Origin of the sequence: Pseudomonas avellanae BPIC 631, from assembly GCF_000444135.1 — a bacterium.
GTDB lineage: Bacteria > Pseudomonadota > Gammaproteobacteria > Pseudomonadales > Pseudomonadaceae > Aquipseudomonas > Aquipseudomonas avellanae.
This window is the reverse complement of record NZ_ATDK01000284.1, coordinates 1-15,929: the sequence shown is the minus strand read 5'-3', so window position 1 is coordinate 15,929 and position 15,929 is coordinate 1. Positions and strand designations below refer to the sequence as shown.

Sequence of the window (15,929 nt, the reverse complement as noted above, 5' to 3'; positions counted from 1 at the left end):
GCAAGCTAAGCTATTGATAAGATTTGAATTTTCCGTTAGTTGGTGGCTGATTTTTTCGAAAACAGTACACTAGCAGATGGCAAAAAAGTTATTCTGTTCTTGCGCACAGCCACGCCAACCTTAGATGCAAGAAATAAATTCTTCGAAATTCAGCCCTCGACGCTCTACAACGGCTTCGCTATTGCCTAACAAAACGGCGATGAGGAGTCTTAATTGCACTAAGGCCCCGCGTCAATGATATATCGATATCATAGACACACTGAGCTCGTACTGCATTTGCTCAAACATCCTTCCAGATGCTGGAAATCCAGAGCGATAAAGCCAGAGAACGCCAGGGCGCAAAGCCCTGGCAGGCAGCAGGTGTCACTTTTTCTTTTTAGCTGGCTTTTCCGCTTTTTCTGACTTGTCTGATTTCTTGGCCTTTTCTGGCTTGCTTTCAGCTTTTTTGGCAGCTTTCTTTGGCTCGGCGTCTTTTTTCTTGTCTTTCTTTTCAGAAGACTTGGAAAGCGTCGAGGCCGCTTCTGATTTCTTCGCCGGTGAGGCCTTCTTGTCTTTCAGGTCCTTGCTGGCTTTCGATGCTTCGCCTTTGCTTTTCTTGTCGTCTTTAGCCACGTTGATCACCCTTTGGTGTATGCCGGTATTGGCACGTCGCCTGCGGAAGTATCCACAGGCTAATCATTAGGCGAGCGCGCCCAGAAACGGTTCAAACTGTTTTGATCCTATCGGTCGCTGACGGATGACATTCAGGAGCCAGCCACGCTCCGCCTTTTGGCGATGACACAGGATCCTGCACATTTCCGGCCTTCGACACGCCGCGATGTGAGGGGGAAAGGCACGGTACGGTAATATTCACTGATCACGGAAAGCCGCCCGGCAACCGGGTAACCAAGGGAAAAATTGAACACTGCCATGTTTATGTTCAAATCGCTTATCAAGCGCTGGATGAAGAACCTCTTTAGCCGGGATGACAGCCGCAACCGCGAGCTCAAACCCGAGTGGACATCCCAGGGCCCGGGTGCAATCCGCATGGAGCGGTACCACCACATCGACGCCAGCGAGCAGGATAAGGACGGCTTCTACGACTATTACTATGAGTACGATATGTACTACTTCACGGAAGGCACCTTGTCCCTCGTCGCTCGCTGCTACACGGATGATGCTGATGAGGCTAACTTCATGGGCATCGAGTTCGACGGCTATGACCGCGCGCTTGAATCTGACGATCAGTCCCTTCCGTTGGTGAGCGCCGCCCTGGCCCAGTTGAAGGCTGATGGAAAAACGAAATTCTTTACGTTCACCGGAAAAGGTTATGAGCCTGTATTCGCGGACGCTGAGCATGACGGCGACACCATGCGCGGAGAACGCATCGAAGTGATCGCGCTGTCGCCCAGCGCTCGCTACCGTGTGCAGGCGACACCTTACGAGGCACTTGCCACGCATTGGATTTATCCGCCCGAGATAATCGACATCAGGCGCGACATCCGCGTGTTTGCTTTCGAAGACAATGGCTGGTCAGCTGATCAGGCACGCTGGCTGGATTGCTCTTGTGTCGAGCTGATCCTGCGCAAATACCCCGGACGGCTCACCGGCGCTGGAATAGCGGTGACTATCGATTGCGGTCGCGGTACGGCGGTTTACGGAGAGGGTATTGAGGTGGAGCTATCGAAGCTTGAGCAGGCACTCGACTCTATGTTGGGTACTATCGAAACCTGAATACCGGCTTGCCCCCTCATGGCAAAACCGGCAACAAAAACCGCCCAATCACCGGCAAGTGATCAGAGATCAACAACGTGTCATCCCTCCTTACCCTCGCACTGACGCGCTTCAAGCTTGGGCTGTAAAACAGATAGTCCACGGTCCTGTCCGGCCCGTTGATGCGGCTGTCGTTAGGGAAGTGGGTCAGCCATTGGCTGCGGTCGGTGCCGCTGGATTCGGTGTTGTTGGGGATCATCGGGTATTTTTCCCACAGCGTGTGCAGTTCGCTGTCGGCGGCGTAGCTGATGCGCTGTTGTTCGGGAAGGCGCTGGTATTGGCCCAGCGGCAGCAGGTTGAAATCGCCGCCGATCAGCCAGGGTGTGCCGCCGCCTTCCAGTTTGTCCAACAGGGTTTCGGTGGCGGCTATTTGCTTGTGTGCGGTGCCGTCGCCGGGTTTTGTGGTGGCCAGGTGGGTGTTGATGACGGCGAGCTTGCCACCGTCGCGCAAGGGCAGGTAGCTGACCAGTAGTGCGTTTTTCGGCTGGAACTGGCGGCTGATGATATTGGCGTCGGGCACTGGCAATTGCAGGCGTTCGGCGCTGTCGATGTGGAAGCGGCTGAGGGTGGTCAGTTTTCTGCCGACGCTGCCCCAGATATGCGGGCTGGGCACGAATTCCGCTTTCCAGTAGAAGGCCTGGGTGCTGCACGGGTACAGGTCGGCGAGGCGCTCTTGGAGCAGTTTCTGCTGGTCCTGGTAGTCGGAGTTCTTGGCCCCATCGTCGACACCTTGCAGCAGCACGATGTCTGGCTGTTCGTCTCGGATCACCCGTGCCACTTCATCCAGGTTGTAGGCGAGGTCTTCAGGTGTCGGGCGTTCGTCCGGGCCGCTGCCGTCGGCCATGTCGTACCAGAACACATAGCGTTTGCCAGCCAGGTACTGGATGTTCCAGGTCATGACTTTCAGGGCCTGGCCGGGCACCAGCTTTGGTGCCTGGACCGCAGTACTGCAACTGGCAGTCAGTAACTCGTGGGCGGGCGGGCGCCAGGTCAGTTGGTAGACCAGCAGCAGCGCCACGGCGATCAGCAGCAGGCAGGACAGGGTCAGGCGTAACAGAACACGGGGCATCGGCTCGACTTGGAGCGCCTGGCGCTCGGTGAGGGATTCGGGTTCGAGCATACCGCGAATAGACGGGCCTGACGCCAGCCTTTGGATCAGGCCCTGTGCGCAGGCTCGCTGACCAGCATGAACAGGCGAAACATCACGATGGTGGTAAACAGCTGCAGGAAGCTGCTGAGGCTGTCGATGGCGACTGAAATCGGCAGGCTCTGTGGCTCGGGGAAGGCATAAAGGCTCGCGCCTTCGAGCAGCCACAGCGGAATGTAGACGCTCAGCACGCAGACCAGAATGCGCGTGAAATGCCCGGTGGTCATTTGCATGCTTTCGCGCATGGCCATGAACGGCGTGAGTTTGCGCAGCACCAGCAGGTATTCGCTGAATGCCAGCTTGACCATCACCCAGATGCCGGGGACGACGAACAGCGAGAGGCCGAACATGATCAGCAACGTGCTCATGGCCGAGAGCACCGCGAAGGTGGGCCACAGGCGCAATGCCATGGCCAGCAGGTCGCGGGTGGTGGCTTCTTCACCGCGGCTGCGCGAGTCGAGAAACAGAATCAGGGCCGCCGTGTAGATCGGGTAGAAAAACAGCCCGATCACCAGCGTGTAGGCCGATGAGGCCTGGGCGGGCATGGCGCTGCTCCGGGCTTGCTTGGCAAGGACTTCGAGGATCACCAACGGCAGGCACAGCACCAGAATGCTGACCAGATGGCTACGGAAAAAATAAAGCGAATCCTGGATGACGTTCAACGGGTTCATGTAGATAGATCGCAGGCTAAAAGCAGGTCGCCACTTTAGCCCATGCCCCTTGCTGAACCAAGCGCAGTGGCGGTAGGCAGGGGATTTCTTATCTTTTTCTTCATGTCATTGAAGCGCGTTTATGAGGCCCCATTTTCTGAGCATGGTCCTGCCAGTGCGGCGGGAAAGAATTCCAGTGGCAACTCAGTGAGGTGGTCATGAACAGCGAAGAGCAAACCCTGATCGATGGTCTTTTCTCGAAACTGAAAGACGCCGAGACAGCATCCGCCCCACGCGATGCGGCGGCCGAAGCGCGTATCAAAGAGCACCTGACCCGTCAGCCCGCCGCTCCTTATTACATGACGCAGGCGATTCTGGTGCAGGAAGCGGCGGTCAATCAGCTGAATCAGCAAGTGAAACAGCGTGACGAGCAGATTCAACAGTTGCAGGCCGAGCTTCAACAGGCCAAGGGCCAATCCTCATCTGCACCGGCCAGCGGCGGGTTTCTGTCTAGCATCTTTGGCAGCAGTGCACCGCGCGCGGCCCAGCCTCAACCGAGTCAGCCTTCCGGTGGTGGCTGGCGTGATGGGGCTGGCTTCAATCCAGCACCTGCGCCCGCCGCGCCGCAGGGTGGTTACGCTGCACCTGCACCTGCTGCGGGCAGTGGTTTTCTCGGCGGCGCACTGAAAACCGCTGCCGGTGTGGCGGGTGGCGTGCTGCTGGCGGAGGGCATCAGCAGCATGTTCAGCCATCACAGCCAGCCGCAGGAGATCGTCGAGGTCATTCATGACGCGCCGCCGGTGCAGGATAGCGGTTCGTTTAATGACCAGGGCAATTGGGGGCAGCCGGATCAGCAGTACACGGCCGATGACAGCTTTGATGAGGGTGGCGACATGTTTTCGGGTGATGATTCGTTTGTTTGAGAACGCGGTGATCGTTCCGCACGCTCCAGCGTGAGAATGCCCTGGGTGACGCTCCGCGTCACGAGTCTGCGCCGCGCCGCCTACTCAAGATCGGACGCGGAGCGTCCAGAAATGCATGCGACGCGCAGCGTCGCACGATAGTGGAAGCTCACTTCCTTCCTCAAGCTGGCATACTGGTCGCCGATTCACATTCCGGATCGCTGTAACCAGTGGGCTTGTTGCCCGCCATGAGGAATTGCGGTGAAGAAGATCGCGGTGTTTGCCGACGTGCAGAACCTGTATTACACCGTGCGCCAGGCGTATGGCTGTCATTTCAACTACGCCGCGCTGTGGGCGGATATCAGCAAGCGTGGCGAGATTGTCCACGCGTTTGCGTACGCCATCGACCGGGGCGACAGCAAGCAGCAGCAGTTCCAGCAGATCCTGCGCAATCTGGGTTTCACCGTCAGGCTCAAGCCGTACATCCAGCGCCGCGATGGTTCGGCCAAAGGGGACTGGGATGTGGGCATCACCATCGATATCATGGACTTCGCGCCGCAGGTGGATGAGGTGGTGCTGGCGTCAGGTGATGGCGATTTCGATATGCTGCTCGATCGAGTGATCAGCAAGCATGGTGTCGAAGCGGTGGCCTACGGGGTGCCGGGGCTGACCGCGAATTCGCTGATCCGTGCTGCAAGCCGTTATGTGCCCATCGAAGGCGCATTGTTGTTGAAATGAATTTACAGGGTCAGGCCAGTGTTGGAACGTGTTGCAGTCATCGACTTTGAAACCACCGGAATCTCTCCGAACCCCGGTTGCCGGGCGACCGAGATCGCCGTGGTCATCATGGAGCAGGGGCGTATCGTCGAGCGCTTTCAGAGCCTGATGAACGCTGGCGTGCGCATTCCGGCGTTCATCGAAGGGCTGACCGGTATCAGCAACAACATGATTCGCACCGCCCCCAGCGCCGAGCGGGTGATGGGTGATGTGGCAGACTTTGTCGGCTCGACGCCGCTGGTGGCGCACAATGCCTCGTTTGACCAGAAGTTCTGGGATTACGAACTGTCGCGCATCCAGCGCAAGCGCGAACAAAGCTTTGCCTGTTCGATGCTGCTGGCCCGACGCCTGATGCCCGGCGCCCCGAATCACAAGCTCGGCACATTGACCAGCTACGCACGCCTGCCCAACACCGGCAAGGCTCACCGGGCGATGGCCGATGCGGAAATGGCCGCCAACCTGACGGCGTACCTGACCAACGAACTGCGCAACACCCACGGTATCGCCGGGATCTCCCACCAGATGCTGTGCTCGCTGCAGAAAGTCCCGGCCGCAAAAATCGGCGAAACGCTCAAGCGTCAGCGCGGCTTTTGATCCCGGGCATGTTTTGTCTGGTCAGATAAGCCGGATCGACACGCACAAGCTAACCGACGCGGGCCGGACAGGTTAAACTGCGCGTCTTGCGTGAATTTTTCCTACGGTATCCCCATGACATTCGCCTCTCTTGGCCTGATCGAACCCTTGCTGCGCGCCCTTGAAGCGCTCGGTTACCAGACACCGACGCCTGTACAGACGCAGGCAATTCCTCCGGTACTGGCGGGCCGCGATCTGATGGCAGCGGCCCAGACCGGCACCGGCAAGACCGCCGGTTTTGCCCTGCCGCTGCTGCAACGCCTGACCATGGAAGGCCCGAAAGTCGCGCCCAACTCGATTCGTGCGCTGGTGCTGGCACCGACCCGCGAGCTGGCCGATCAGGTTCATGAAAGCATTCGTCAGTACGCCGAACACCTGCCGTTGAGCACGTATGCGGCCTACGGCGGCGTGAGCATCAACCCGCAGATGATGAAGCTGCGCAAGGGCGTGGACGTGCTGGTTGCGACGCCGGGTCGCCTGCTTGATCTGTATCGTCAGAAGGCGATCAAGTTCTCTCAGTTGCAGACCCTGATTCTTGATGAAGCCGACCGCATGCTTGACCTGGGCTTTGCCGAGGAGCTGCGCGGCATTTATGCCGTATTGCCCAAACAGCGTCAGACGCTGCTGTTTTCCGCGACGTTCTCCGACGAGATTCGTCTGCTGGCCGCGCAGATGCTCAATGACCCGCTGACCATCGAAGTCAGCCCGCGCAATGTTGCGGCGTCTTCGGTCAAGCAATGGGTTGTGACCGTGGACAAGAAGCGCAAGGCTGATCTGTTCATCCACCTGATGAAGAAGCATCGGTGGGGCCAGGTGCTGGTGTTCGCCAAGACCCGCGTGGGCGTCGATCAACTGGTGGACCGTTTGCAGGGGCTGGGCCTGAACGCCGACGGCATTCATGGCGACAAACCACAGGCCACTCGTCAGCGTGCGCTGGACCGTTTCAAGAGCAACGAAGTGAAGATTCTGGTCGCCACCGACGTGGCGGCGCGCGGTCTGGATATCGATGACCTGCCGACCGTGGTCAACCTGGACCTGCCGATCGTGGCCGAGGATTACATCCACCGTATTGGCCGCACCGGCCGCGCGGGCCAGACGGGTGAGGCCATTTCGCTGGTGTGTGCCGATGAGGTGGAATTGCTGTCGGCCATTGAAGTGCTGACTCGCCAGACCCTGGAGCGCAAGGAAGAAGCGGACTTCGAGCCGGAGCACCGGGTGCCGAGCACGGATGCCAGCGGCCAGATCCTCAAAAAGCCCAAGAAACCGAAAAAGCCCAAGGTATCGAGCAGCAAACGCAATCTGGGTAAATGGGTAGACAGCGGCGAGTCCGAGCCAACGCCGGCGGTCAAGCCAGTGCGTAAAGTGCCGGTTTTCAACACCGGGCCACGCAAGAAGAAGCCTTGAGGTGCGTCGCGCACTAAAGGCGGACGTGGGTGGGAGCACTCATTGCCATACATAAGTCCGCTTTGATTCTGGCCGGAGGCCGTGGGGAACCGGGCGACGCTTCGCTTGTTCGCGAAGGCGGTGTTTCAGACGACGCATTTTCGGAGAATGTATCGGCCCTTTCGTGGACAAGTCCACTCCCACGGCCAGAATCCAAAGGGGTTTTGTATATAACGATGAGCGCGGAGCATGTGAACGATCATCAAGGCACGGGCATGGCCGATAGTGGTTTTGGCGCCTCACGCCTCAGCGCGGGCGAGTGAGCTCAGCCACTCCACCATCCCCAACCCCGCAGTGCGGCCGCTGGCGAAGCAGGCGGTCAGCAGGTAGCCGCCGGTGGGTGCTTCCCAGTCGAGCATTTCGCCTGCGCAAAATACACCGGGCAGTTGCTTGAGCATCAGGCGCTCGTCCATGGCTTCAAAGGTCACGCCACCCGCTGTGCTGATGGCTTCGTCGATGGGGCGCGGCTTGATCAGGGTCAGCGGCAGGGCCTTGATGGCCTCGCTCAACAACAGCGGATCTGCAAATGCCTCACGAGGCGTCAGCTCGCGCAACAGTGCGGCCTTCGCACCGTCCAGCCCCAATTGGCTGTGCAGGTGTTTGGCCATCGAGCGCGAGCCGCGGGGTTTGTTCAAGGCTTTTTGCACGTCCGGCAGTGTTTTACCGGGCAGCAGATCGATTTGCACAACTGCTGAACCCTGTCGGTTTATCTGTTCGCGAATCTGTGCTGACAGCGCGTAGACCAGGCTGCCTTCAACGCCAGTCTCGGTCAGCACGCATTCGCCCAGGCGCAGCGCTTGGCCGGCCAGGCCCATGGCTATGTTCTTCAGGGGCGCACCGGCAAATTTGCTGCGCAGCAGGTCGCTCCACGCGCCCACCTCAAAACCACAGTTGGCAGCTTGCAAGGGCGCGACGCTTACCTGCTGTGCTTGCAACCACGGCAGCCAGGCGCCATCTGAACCCAGTCGCGCCCAACTGGCACCGCCCAGCGCCAGCAAGGTGGCTGCCGGTTTGAGTGCCAGCTCGCCATCAGCATGGGCGACGCGCAGGCTGCCATCGGCATTCCAGCCCAGCCAGCGATGTCGGGTGTGAATAACCACACCGGCATCACGCAGGCGCTTGAGCCAGGCGCGCAGCAGGGGCGCGGCTTTCATGTCGGTGGGGAAAACCCGGCCGGAGCTGCCGATGAATGTTTCTATCCCCAGCTCGTGAATCCACTGGCACAACGCATCGGCATCAAACGCACGCAACATGGGCGCGATCATCGCGGAACGTTCAGCGTAACGCTCCAGAAACGCAGGATACGCTTCGGAATGGGTAATGTTCATCCCGCCAACCCCGGCCAGCAGAAACTTGCGCCCCACCGAAGGCATGCCGTCGTAAAGGTCGACCTCGAAACCGGCCTGGCTCAAGATCTCGGCCGCCATCAAACCCGCAGGGCCGCCTCCGATGATGGCAACGGATCGGGAGGCAGGGGAGGCGAGGTCGGTCATGATCAGCGAAGTATCGGCAGCAGAAAGGTGGGGCATTCTACCCGAGGGCTGTTTTCAGGTGTGATGCGACTCAGCTGAAGTACAGCGTTCGGTCACAGCCCCATGTCGTTCCAGACCTTCTGCGCGCTGTGATGCAAAATGCCGTGACGCCTCGCCAGCGCGTGGCGGTCCTTGCTGTAGCCGCCACCGATCACGCCCATGACCGGAATGTCGCGGCCCAGACAATGGCGCAGCACGGCTTCATCGCGATTGGCCAGGCCCTGATCGGTCAGTTGCAGATAACCCAGCGCGTCGTCCTTGTGCACGTCCACGCCTGCGTCATACAGCACCAGGTCCGGTTTGTAGAAGGGCAGCAGGTAGTTGAGCAGGTCGTCGACGACGTTCAGGTAATCCGCGTCGCCCATGCCCATCGGCAACGGAATGTCCCAGTCGCTCTGGGCCTTGCGCGCCGGGAAGTTCTTCTCGCAATGCAGCGAGACGGTGATAGCGTCCTCGGTGTCGGCCAGAATCCGCGCCGTACCGTCGCCCTGATGCACATCGCAGTCGAAAATCAACACCTTGCCCACGCGACCGCTTTGCAGCAGGTACTGGCTGATCACCGCCAGGTCATTGAAAATGCAGAAGCCTGCCGGGTAGTCATAGTGCGCATGATGAGTGCCGCCCGCCAAGTGACAGGCGAGACCGTGGGTCAGGGCCTGCTCGGCGGTCAGCAGCGAGCCGCCCACGGCGCGAATGGTGCGACGCGCCAGTGCCTCGCTCCAGGGCAGGCCGAGACGCCGCTGGTCTTCACGCGACAGGTCGCCGCTCAGGTAGCGACTGATGTAGGAAGGGTCATGAGCCAGCGCCAGAATGTCCGCCGGGCATAACTCGGGACGCATTAATTGAACGTCGCGGGTTAGCCCGCTGTCGACCAAGTAGTCACGTAATAAACGAAACTTGTCCATCGGAAAGCGATGGTCCTGCGGGAATGCAGGGCTGTAGTCGTCATGGTAGATAAGCGGCAGGGACATTTTGCGTCCGTTCTATTGCGTCGGATTATGGGTTTGAAGCCCGATAGTGCCAGTAATGCGTCCTCCCGCCCAGTTGCCTGGCGTGTCGGGTGGCTATACTGGTGCCCACTCATGTCTCGTTACACGGGGGAATCGATGGAACCGATACTCAAGCTTGATAGCGCTCGGTTGCTGATGCGCCAGTGGCGTGACGACGACTTGCCAGCCTTCGCCGCCATGTGCAGAGACCCGCAGGTCATGCGCTATTTCCCGGAGCCGCTGAGCCGCCTTGAAAGTGCGGCCATGATCGGACGGCTGCGTGGGCACTTCGCCGAGCTGGGTTTTGGCTTCTGGGCGCTGGAGCGCAAGGACACGGGGGAATTCATCGGTTTCACCGGGCTGCACGTGGTGGGTTTCAAGGCTCCCTTTACCCCGGCCGTCGAAATCGGCTGGCGCCTGGCGCGTGAGCACTGGGGCCTTGGCTTTGCCAGCGAGGCTGCATGGACAGCGCTGGGTTGTGGTTTCGAGCGTTTGAAGCTGGACGAGATTGTGTCGTTCACTGCGGTCAGCAACGAGCCGTCGCAAAAGGTCATGCAGGCGATCGGTATGCAGTACGACGAGTCCGACGATTTCGATCACCCCAACCTGCCTGACGGCCACCCGCTCAAACCGCACGTGCTGTACCGCATCAGCCGTGAACAATGGCTCAATACGCTGAAACCCTGATTGATTTGCGCGCAGGTTCGCCCTCTTAAAACTGTATCATTCCATTTATTTAATGGTGCGGGCTCCGGGGCCTGCCAAGAACTGCGTCGACTGTTGTTTCCTTGCGGATGCAGCGTCGATGTGTGCGAGGAGTGAGAATGAGCCAAGTGCTGGATGATCTGGTTGCGTTGCTGACGCTGGAAGCTATCGAAGAAAACCTTTTTCGCGGCCACAGCCAGGATCTGGGGTTTCGCCAGCTATTTGGTGGTCAGGTGTTGGGGCAGTCTTTGTCTGCCGCCAGCCAGACGGTTGAAGAGGACCGGCACGTTCACTCGCTACACGGCTACTTCCTGCGCCCCGGCGATGCCGGTCTGCCGGTGGTCTATCAGGTTGACCGGGTGCGCGATGGCGGCAGTTTCAGCACACGTCGCGTGACCGCCATTCAGAAGGGCAAGCCGATCTTCACCTGCAGCGCCTCGTTCCAGTACGACGAAGAGGGCTTCGAGCACCAGACGGTGATGCCGCAGATTGTCGGCCCGGAAAACCTGCCGTCCGAGCTGGAACTGGTGACTCGCCGCGCCCACCTGATTCCTGAAGCGATGCATGACAAGTTTCTGCGCCCCAAACCGATCGAGTTTCGTCCGGTGACCGCCGACGACCCTTACGATCCCAAACCTGGCGAGCCAGTGAAACATGTGTGGTTTCGCGCCGATGGCAGCTTGAAAGACGTGCAGTCGCTGCACCGTTATATGCTCGCTTATGCCTCTGACTTCAACCTGCTGACCACCTCGCTGCTGCCCCACGGCAAGACGGTCTGGCAGCGCGACATGCAGGTCGCCAGCCTCGATCACTCGCTGTGGTTCCACAACGATCTGCGCACCGATGACTGGCTGCTCTACGCGATGGACAGTCCCTGGGCAGGTAATTCCCGTGGTTTCTCGCGCGGCAGTATCTTCAACCGCGCCGGGCAACTGGTCGCATCGGTCAGCCAGGAAGGGCTGATCCGCCACCGTAAGGACTGGGCATGACACTCGACGGCATTCGGCACTGGGTGTTCGACATGGACGGCACCCTGACCGTCCCGGTCCACGACTTTCCCGCGATCAAGCGTGAACTGGGCATCCCGCAGGACGACGACATTCTGGGCCACCTTGCGGCATTGCCTGCCGAAGAGTCGGCGGCCAAACATGCCTGGCTGCTGGAGCACGAGCGAGCGCTGGCGCTGGGCTCGCTGCCTGCCAACGGGGCAGTTGAACTGGTTCGCGAGCTGGCTGCACGTGGCTATCGGTTAGGCATACTGACCCGTAATGCTCGGGAGCTGGCACACATCACCTTGCAGGCTATCGGCCTGGCGGACTGCTTTGCTGTCGAGGATGTACTGGGCCGCGACGAAGCAACGCCCAAGCCCGATCCTGCGGGCTTGCTGAAGCTGGCCAGCGCCTGGCGTGTCGAGCCGCAACGCATGGTCATGATCGGCGATTACCTGCACGACCTGAACTGCGGCCGTGCGGCCGGGGCGAAAACGATCCTGGTCAATCTGCCGGATAATCCATGGCCTGAACTGACCGACTGGCATGCGGTTGATTGCAAGGCGCTGCACGGGATGTTGGGCTAAGGAATGCGCTCTGAAGGGCCCAGAAATTTGGGCTTCTGTAAGCGGAGGGGCGATGCTTCGCCCGGTCTGCACTCATAACGCGCTTCTGCCCAGGGGGCGTAGGAGCGGACTTGTCCGCGAAGAGGGTACATCCGCAAAAAACTTATCGCTCCCACCTTAGCCTTCGCGGACAAGTCCCCCCCACACAAGCGAAGCGTCGCCCGGTCCGCTCCTACAAAAGCAAGCGTGCCTGAGTGTTTTCGGACGTATGCGTGATGGTGAGCCCAACGTCCGCGCTCAGGATTGGCTCGAGAGTCACCCCCTCAAAACGGCTTGAACAACACCGCCTGCCCCTCAGGCGAGGTGAAGATACCGTCGCCGTTGTGGCCGACTTTCGGCACGATCACCAAGCGCTGATTCAGCCCTTCAGGGTGGCGTTTCTTGAGGTAATTGAAGTAGTTCTGGCCGCGAATCAGGCGATACGCGCCTTGTGCTTCGGCGGCGCAGGTCTTGTCCAGGGCAGGGTGGTTGCGGTCGGTGTCCAGCTCGCCCATCAGGTAAGTGATGTCGCGCTTCACGTAATTCTTTTCGATATCAACCGGCTTTTCCTTGCCCGAATAGAACGGCATCTTGTTCAGTCCGTATTTCCATTCGTCGAAATCAGGGCAGCTCTGCGCCGTTACCGGTTCAGGCCGCTCTGCGTCGAAATAGGCGTAGGACGACGGGTTGGCGATTACATAACGCAGCTTCACACCTTCACGCTGCAGTAAGGCATCTTCCTTGCCACCGATCATTGCGTAGCGCTGCACCACCTGAGCACCACCGGAATGCCCGGCAATAACCACTTCCTTCAGATTCGGAAACAGCTTGCTGTCGCTCAGACGCTTGAGGATATGGTCCAGTACCAGAAACGAGCTGACGGGCTTGGGACCGGTGGAGGTTGCGCCTTCCATCCAGCTGTTTTGGCGCCAGCGCAGGATCGACTCTGGCAAGTGATGCGCGACGATGTCCTTCTCATCCAGAAACTGCGGCGCAATCAGCAGGGTCTTGCCGCGCTCTTTTGACTGGTTGGCGGCTCGTTCGATGCTGCGCAAATAAGTTTGCGCATTGCGCAGACGACCGTGCAGCACAATCACCACGCGCTCGATCTTCGGCTTGGGGTGCACCCACTCCTGGCTCAGCCCCAATGTCGCCTCTGCGCCATTGATCGCCAGTCGATCCGGGCTGATAGACGTAACCGCCTTGTCCTCGGCATGCGCCCCGAGGCTCACGAAGGCAGTACTCAACAGCAGGACCAGAAGCGGTTTAATCATGTGCTCAGAGACTCTTGGCGGCGAACGTGTCGCATTGATTGATTTGGCCTTGCGCAAAACCGGTCTTGAACCAGCGCACGCGCTGGGCGGAGGTTCCGTGCGTAAAGGAGTCCGGAACGACTCGGCCACTGCCTTGCTGCTGTAAGCGGTCATCGCCAATGGCATTCGCCGCATTCAGCGCCTCTTCAATATCACCCGGCTCCAGCCAGTTCAAACGATTTTGTGCGTTATAGGCCCAAACGCCTGCAAAACAGTCAGCCTGCAGTTCCTGGCGCACCAGCAAACCGTTGCTGCCTTCCATCTTTTGACCGGCCTGACGGGCCTTGTCGACCTTGGCTGAAATGCCCAGCAGGGTCTGCACATGGTGGCCGACCTCGTGGGCGATCACGTAAGCCTGGGCAAAGTCGCCGGCAGCCGAGAAGCGCTGAGACATCTCGCGGAAGAAATCCAGGTCCAGATAAACCTGCTGGTCTGCCGGGCAATAAAACGGACCCGTTGCCGAAGTGGCGCGACCACAGGCGGAGTTCACCTGGCCGCTGAACAGCACCAGGGTCGGGTCCTTGTATTCACGGCCGTTCTGGGCGAACACGGCGCGCCAGGTGTCTTCGGTATCGCCCAGAATGCTGCGCACAAATTCAGCCTGCTGATCGTTGGCCGGTGGCGCCTGTCGCGTCTGCGCACTGGGTGGCGCACTTTGTTCGGTGCCCTGGCCGGTCAACTGGCCAAGAATCTGCATCGGGTCCTGGCCGGTCAGCAGGCCGATGGCAACAATGATCACAATGCCGCCCAGCCCCAGGCCCTTGCCGCCGATGCGCATACCGCCGCCGCCCCCACTGCTGCCGCCATCGCGAGCATCGACTACGTTGTCGCTGCGTCGGCCTTTTTTCCAGAGCATGTCGGATCCCTCTTCTTTTCGTGCAATGAGTGTCGCTGCTGATGCACGTCTGCGCCAGTCCGGCGGTCCGGCCAGCGTGTGCAGAATGCGAGGGTATAGAGGGGCGAGAGCGGCGATTGGTTCGGGAAGTCCGTACCTAGCTTTTCACCGGCTGGCCTGCAACACGTCAGGCGGCGACGCATCAGCGAAACGATCGACCTGACGCAGCGACTTGAAGCCCGCCATCCATGCGCCGACCACGCCCAGCGTGCACACGCCGCCCATGATTGCCGCAGGGATTGCGCCGACCAGCGAAGCGCTGGTGCCCGCCCGGAATTCGCCCAGCTCGTTGGAGGAACCAATAAACAGCATATTCACCGCATTCACCCGACCGCGCATGTTGTCCGGCGTCGAAAACTGCACCAGCGCCGAGCGGATATAGACGCTGACCATGTCCGCAGCGCCCGCGACCAGCAATGCCAGGCACGACAGCCAGAACAGTGTGGACAGGGCAAACACCAGATTCGCCACACCGAACAGGCCGACGGCGAAAAACATGGTCATGCCGACATTGCGGTCCAGCGGGCGCATGCTCAGGTAAATCCCGACGCCCAGTTCGCCCAGGCTCATCGAAGCGCGCAGCATACCCAGCCCTTGCGGGCCCAGGTTCAGCACTTCATGGGCGTAGATTGGCAGCAGCGCGACCACGCCACCGAGCAGCACGGCGAACAGGTCCAGTGAAATGGTGCCCAGGATAATCGGCCGCGAGCGGATAAAGGCGATGCCCGCCGTGAACCGGCCCCAGGCGCTGGAGCCCAGCTCCACAGGCTTGCCGGCAAAGGGCGTGGCAACTCGGGCCAGCAGCAGAATGCCGGCGATGAAGGCGGCCACACAGACCGCGTACGTCAGCTCCGCGCCGCCCAGCCAGTACAGATAGCCGCCGATCAGCGGTCCGCCGACGGTCGAGCAGCGCATGATCACGCTGTTGGTGGCGATGGCCGAAGCGAGTTGGTCGCGCGGGACAATCTGCGGCAGCAGGCTTTGCAGGGCAGGGCCGGTGAATGCGCGGGCACAGCCGTAGAGCATCAGCGCGCCGTAGATCAGCCGCAGGTCTTGCAGCTTCAGCGCCGAGAACACGAACAGAATGACGCCGCACACCGCCTGCACGCCCCAACTGATCATCAGGATGACCTTACGGTTGTAACGGTCGATCAGGTCCCCGGCAGGCATCAACAGCAGCAACATGGGGATGAACTGAGCAAGGCCGACATACGCCAGCGCCATCGGCTCGCGGGTCATGTCATAGACCTGCCAGGCAACCACCACCGCCTGAATCTGCATGGCAAACACAGCCATCAGACGCGACAGGATAAAACTGACAAAACCGGGCTGGCTGGACAATTTGACCGGGGCAGAAGAAGCGGAGAACTCAGAGCTCAAGAAAGGGATCCCATCGAAGCGACTAATTCACGTTTTTGGTTTATACCTCAGCGTATCGATAGGAAGCTAATAAATAATCTGACAGTTTCGCAGTGAAGAGCCTATCGTTCCTCACGCTCCAGCCCAGGAATGCCTTGCGTGACGCTCTGCGTCAGAAATCTGCGCCGCGCTGCAGATTCAAGATCGGACGCGGAGCGTCCAGAACGGCATGCGACGC

The 15,929-nt window shown here is 59.9% G+C and carries 16 protein-coding genes; 8 read left to right on the top strand and 8 right to left on the bottom strand.

Translation table 11 applies throughout. From position 1 onward, the window contains the following. Positions 1-363: 363 nt before the first annotated feature. Complete coding sequence (locus DW49_RS0117085; protein WP_005736721.1) at positions 364-621, bottom strand: hypothetical protein; 258 nt, start codon at positions 619-621, stop codon at positions 364-366. Positions 622-909: 288 nt separating this feature from the next. Between DW49_RS0117085 and DW49_RS0117080 the strand changes: the two genes are divergently transcribed. Next, positions 910-1,713 carry a hypothetical protein gene (locus tag DW49_RS0117080; protein WP_005620596.1) on the top strand — a complete coding sequence of 268 codons (804 nt, stop codon included), beginning with the start codon at positions 910-912 and terminating at the stop codon, positions 1,711-1,713. A gap of 16 nt (positions 1,714-1,729) precedes the next feature. Here the strand turns inward: DW49_RS0117080 and DW49_RS0117075 are convergent, their stop codons facing one another. Both DW49_RS0117075 and DW49_RS0117070 read right to left on the bottom strand, forming a co-directional pair. After that, entirely contained in the window at positions 1,730-2,872 is a 1,143-nt protein-coding gene (locus DW49_RS0117075; RefSeq protein WP_005620595.1) for an endonuclease/exonuclease/phosphatase family protein, read from the bottom strand. A gap of 35 nt (positions 2,873-2,907) precedes the next feature. After that, complete coding sequence (locus DW49_RS0117070) at positions 2,908-3,570, bottom strand: YciC family protein (RefSeq protein WP_005620594.1); 663 nt, start codon at positions 3,568-3,570, stop codon at positions 2,908-2,910. A 197-nt stretch (positions 3,571-3,767) separates the two neighbouring features. On the opposite strand from DW49_RS0117070, the gene DW49_RS0117065 reads away from it, so the two are divergent. From DW49_RS0117065 to DW49_RS0117050, 4 genes are all read left to right on the top strand, one after another. Continuing rightward, entirely contained in the window at positions 3,768-4,472 is a 705-nt protein-coding gene (locus tag DW49_RS0117065) for a DUF2076 domain-containing protein (RefSeq protein ID WP_024420533.1), read from the top strand. A gap of 240 nt (positions 4,473-4,712) precedes the next feature. Continuing rightward, positions 4,713-5,189, top strand: coding sequence for an NYN domain-containing protein (locus DW49_RS0117060; RefSeq protein ID WP_005620593.1), 477 nt, complete (start codon positions 4,713-4,715; stop codon positions 5,187-5,189). A 21-nt stretch (positions 5,190-5,210) separates the two neighbouring features. Then, on the top strand, positions 5,211-5,822 hold the full coding sequence (locus DW49_RS0117055) for a 3'-5' exonuclease (protein WP_005620592.1): 612 nt from the start codon (positions 5,211-5,213) through the stop codon (positions 5,820-5,822). 114 nt (positions 5,823-5,936) lie between these two features. Next, a complete protein-coding gene (locus DW49_RS0117050) occupies positions 5,937-7,265 on the top strand; it encodes an RNA helicase RhlE1 (RefSeq protein WP_005620591.1) in 1,329 nt (442 codons plus the stop codon). Positions 7,266-7,543: 278 nt separating this feature from the next. Here DW49_RS0117050 and DW49_RS0117045 read toward each other — a convergent pair whose 3' ends face one another. Beyond that, positions 7,544-8,797, bottom strand: a complete 1,254-nt coding sequence (locus DW49_RS0117045) for a TIGR03862 family flavoprotein (RefSeq protein ID WP_081591667.1) — start codon at positions 8,795-8,797, stop codon at positions 7,544-7,546. Between the two features lie 92 nt (positions 8,798-8,889). Next, the gene (locus DW49_RS0117040; protein WP_004397285.1) at positions 8,890-9,807 is read right to left on the bottom strand and encodes a histone deacetylase family protein; all 918 of its coding nucleotides are present in this window, start codon (positions 9,805-9,807) and stop codon (positions 8,890-8,892) included. Positions 9,808-9,942: 135 nt separating this feature from the next. On the opposite strand from DW49_RS0117040, the gene DW49_RS0117035 reads away from it, so the two are divergent. From DW49_RS0117035 to DW49_RS0117025, 3 genes are all read left to right on the top strand, one after another. Further along, entirely contained in the window at positions 9,943-10,512 is a 570-nt protein-coding gene (locus DW49_RS0117035) for a GNAT family N-acetyltransferase (RefSeq protein ID WP_005620589.1), read from the top strand. A gap of 137 nt (positions 10,513-10,649) precedes the next feature. Continuing rightward, complete coding sequence (tesB, locus tag DW49_RS0117030; RefSeq protein WP_004397269.1) at positions 10,650-11,519, top strand: acyl-CoA thioesterase II; 870 nt, start codon at positions 10,650-10,652, stop codon at positions 11,517-11,519. Next, complete coding sequence (locus DW49_RS0117025; protein WP_005620588.1) at positions 11,516-12,106, top strand: HAD family hydrolase; 591 nt, start codon at positions 11,516-11,518, stop codon at positions 12,104-12,106. Before tesB ends, DW49_RS0117025 begins: the two co-directional genes overlap by 4 nt. A 302-nt stretch (positions 12,107-12,408) precedes the next feature. On the opposite strand, the gene DW49_RS0117020 is transcribed toward DW49_RS0117025, so the two are convergent. The 3 genes from DW49_RS0117020 to DW49_RS0117010 all read right to left on the bottom strand — a co-directional run bounded on the left by DW49_RS0117020 (position 12,409) and on the right by DW49_RS0117010 (position 15,712). Then, positions 12,409-13,398 carry a hypothetical protein gene (locus DW49_RS0117020; protein ID WP_004397264.1) on the bottom strand — a complete coding sequence of 330 codons (990 nt, stop codon included), beginning with the start codon at positions 13,396-13,398 and terminating at the stop codon, positions 12,409-12,411. Positions 13,399-13,402: 4 nt separating this feature from the next. Then, positions 13,403-14,293: a KPN_02809 family neutral zinc metallopeptidase gene (ypfJ, locus tag DW49_RS0117015; protein ID WP_004397257.1), complete on the bottom strand. Its 891-nt coding sequence runs from the start codon at positions 14,291-14,293 to the stop codon at positions 13,403-13,405. Between the two features lie 144 nt (positions 14,294-14,437). Then, complete coding sequence (locus DW49_RS0117010; protein ID WP_024421329.1) at positions 14,438-15,712, bottom strand: MFS transporter; 1,275 nt, start codon at positions 15,710-15,712, stop codon at positions 14,438-14,440. Positions 15,713-15,929: the final 217 nt, after the last annotated feature.

Bases quoted from the DNA above. Each gene is read 5' to 3' on its own strand.
- DW49_RS0117045 (WP_081591667.1), bottom strand. From the start codon at position 8,797: ATGACCGACCTCGCCTCCCCTGCCTCCCGATCCGTTGCCATCATCGGA.
- DW49_RS0117075 (WP_005620595.1), bottom strand. From the start codon at position 2,872: ATGCTCGAACCCGAATCCCTCACCGAGCGCCAGGCGCTCCAAGTCGAG.
- DW49_RS0117070 (WP_005620594.1), bottom strand. From the start codon at position 3,570: ATGAACCCGTTGAACGTCATCCAGGATTCGCTTTATTTTTTCCGTAGC.
- DW49_RS0117065 (WP_024420533.1), top strand. From the start codon at position 3,768: ATGAACAGCGAAGAGCAAACCCTGATCGATGGTCTTTTCTCGAAACTG.
- ypfJ (WP_004397257.1), bottom strand. From the start codon at position 14,293: ATGCTCTGGAAAAAAGGCCGACGCAGCGACAACGTAGTCGATGCTCGC.
- DW49_RS0117020 (WP_004397264.1), bottom strand. From the start codon at position 13,398: ATGATTAAACCGCTTCTGGTCCTGCTGTTGAGTACTGCCTTCGTGAGC.
- tesB (WP_004397269.1), top strand. From the start codon at position 10,650: ATGAGCCAAGTGCTGGATGATCTGGTTGCGTTGCTGACGCTGGAAGCT.
- DW49_RS0117080 (WP_005620596.1), top strand. From the start codon at position 910: ATGTTTATGTTCAAATCGCTTATCAAGCGCTGGATGAAGAACCTCTTT.
- DW49_RS0117035 (WP_005620589.1), top strand. From the start codon at position 9,943: ATGGAACCGATACTCAAGCTTGATAGCGCTCGGTTGCTGATGCGCCAG.
- DW49_RS0117025 (WP_005620588.1), top strand. From the start codon at position 11,516: ATGACACTCGACGGCATTCGGCACTGGGTGTTCGACATGGACGGCACC.
- DW49_RS0117040 (WP_004397285.1), bottom strand. From the start codon at position 9,807: ATGTCCCTGCCGCTTATCTACCATGACGACTACAGCCCTGCATTCCCG.
- DW49_RS0117050 (WP_005620591.1), top strand. From the start codon at position 5,937: ATGACATTCGCCTCTCTTGGCCTGATCGAACCCTTGCTGCGCGCCCTT.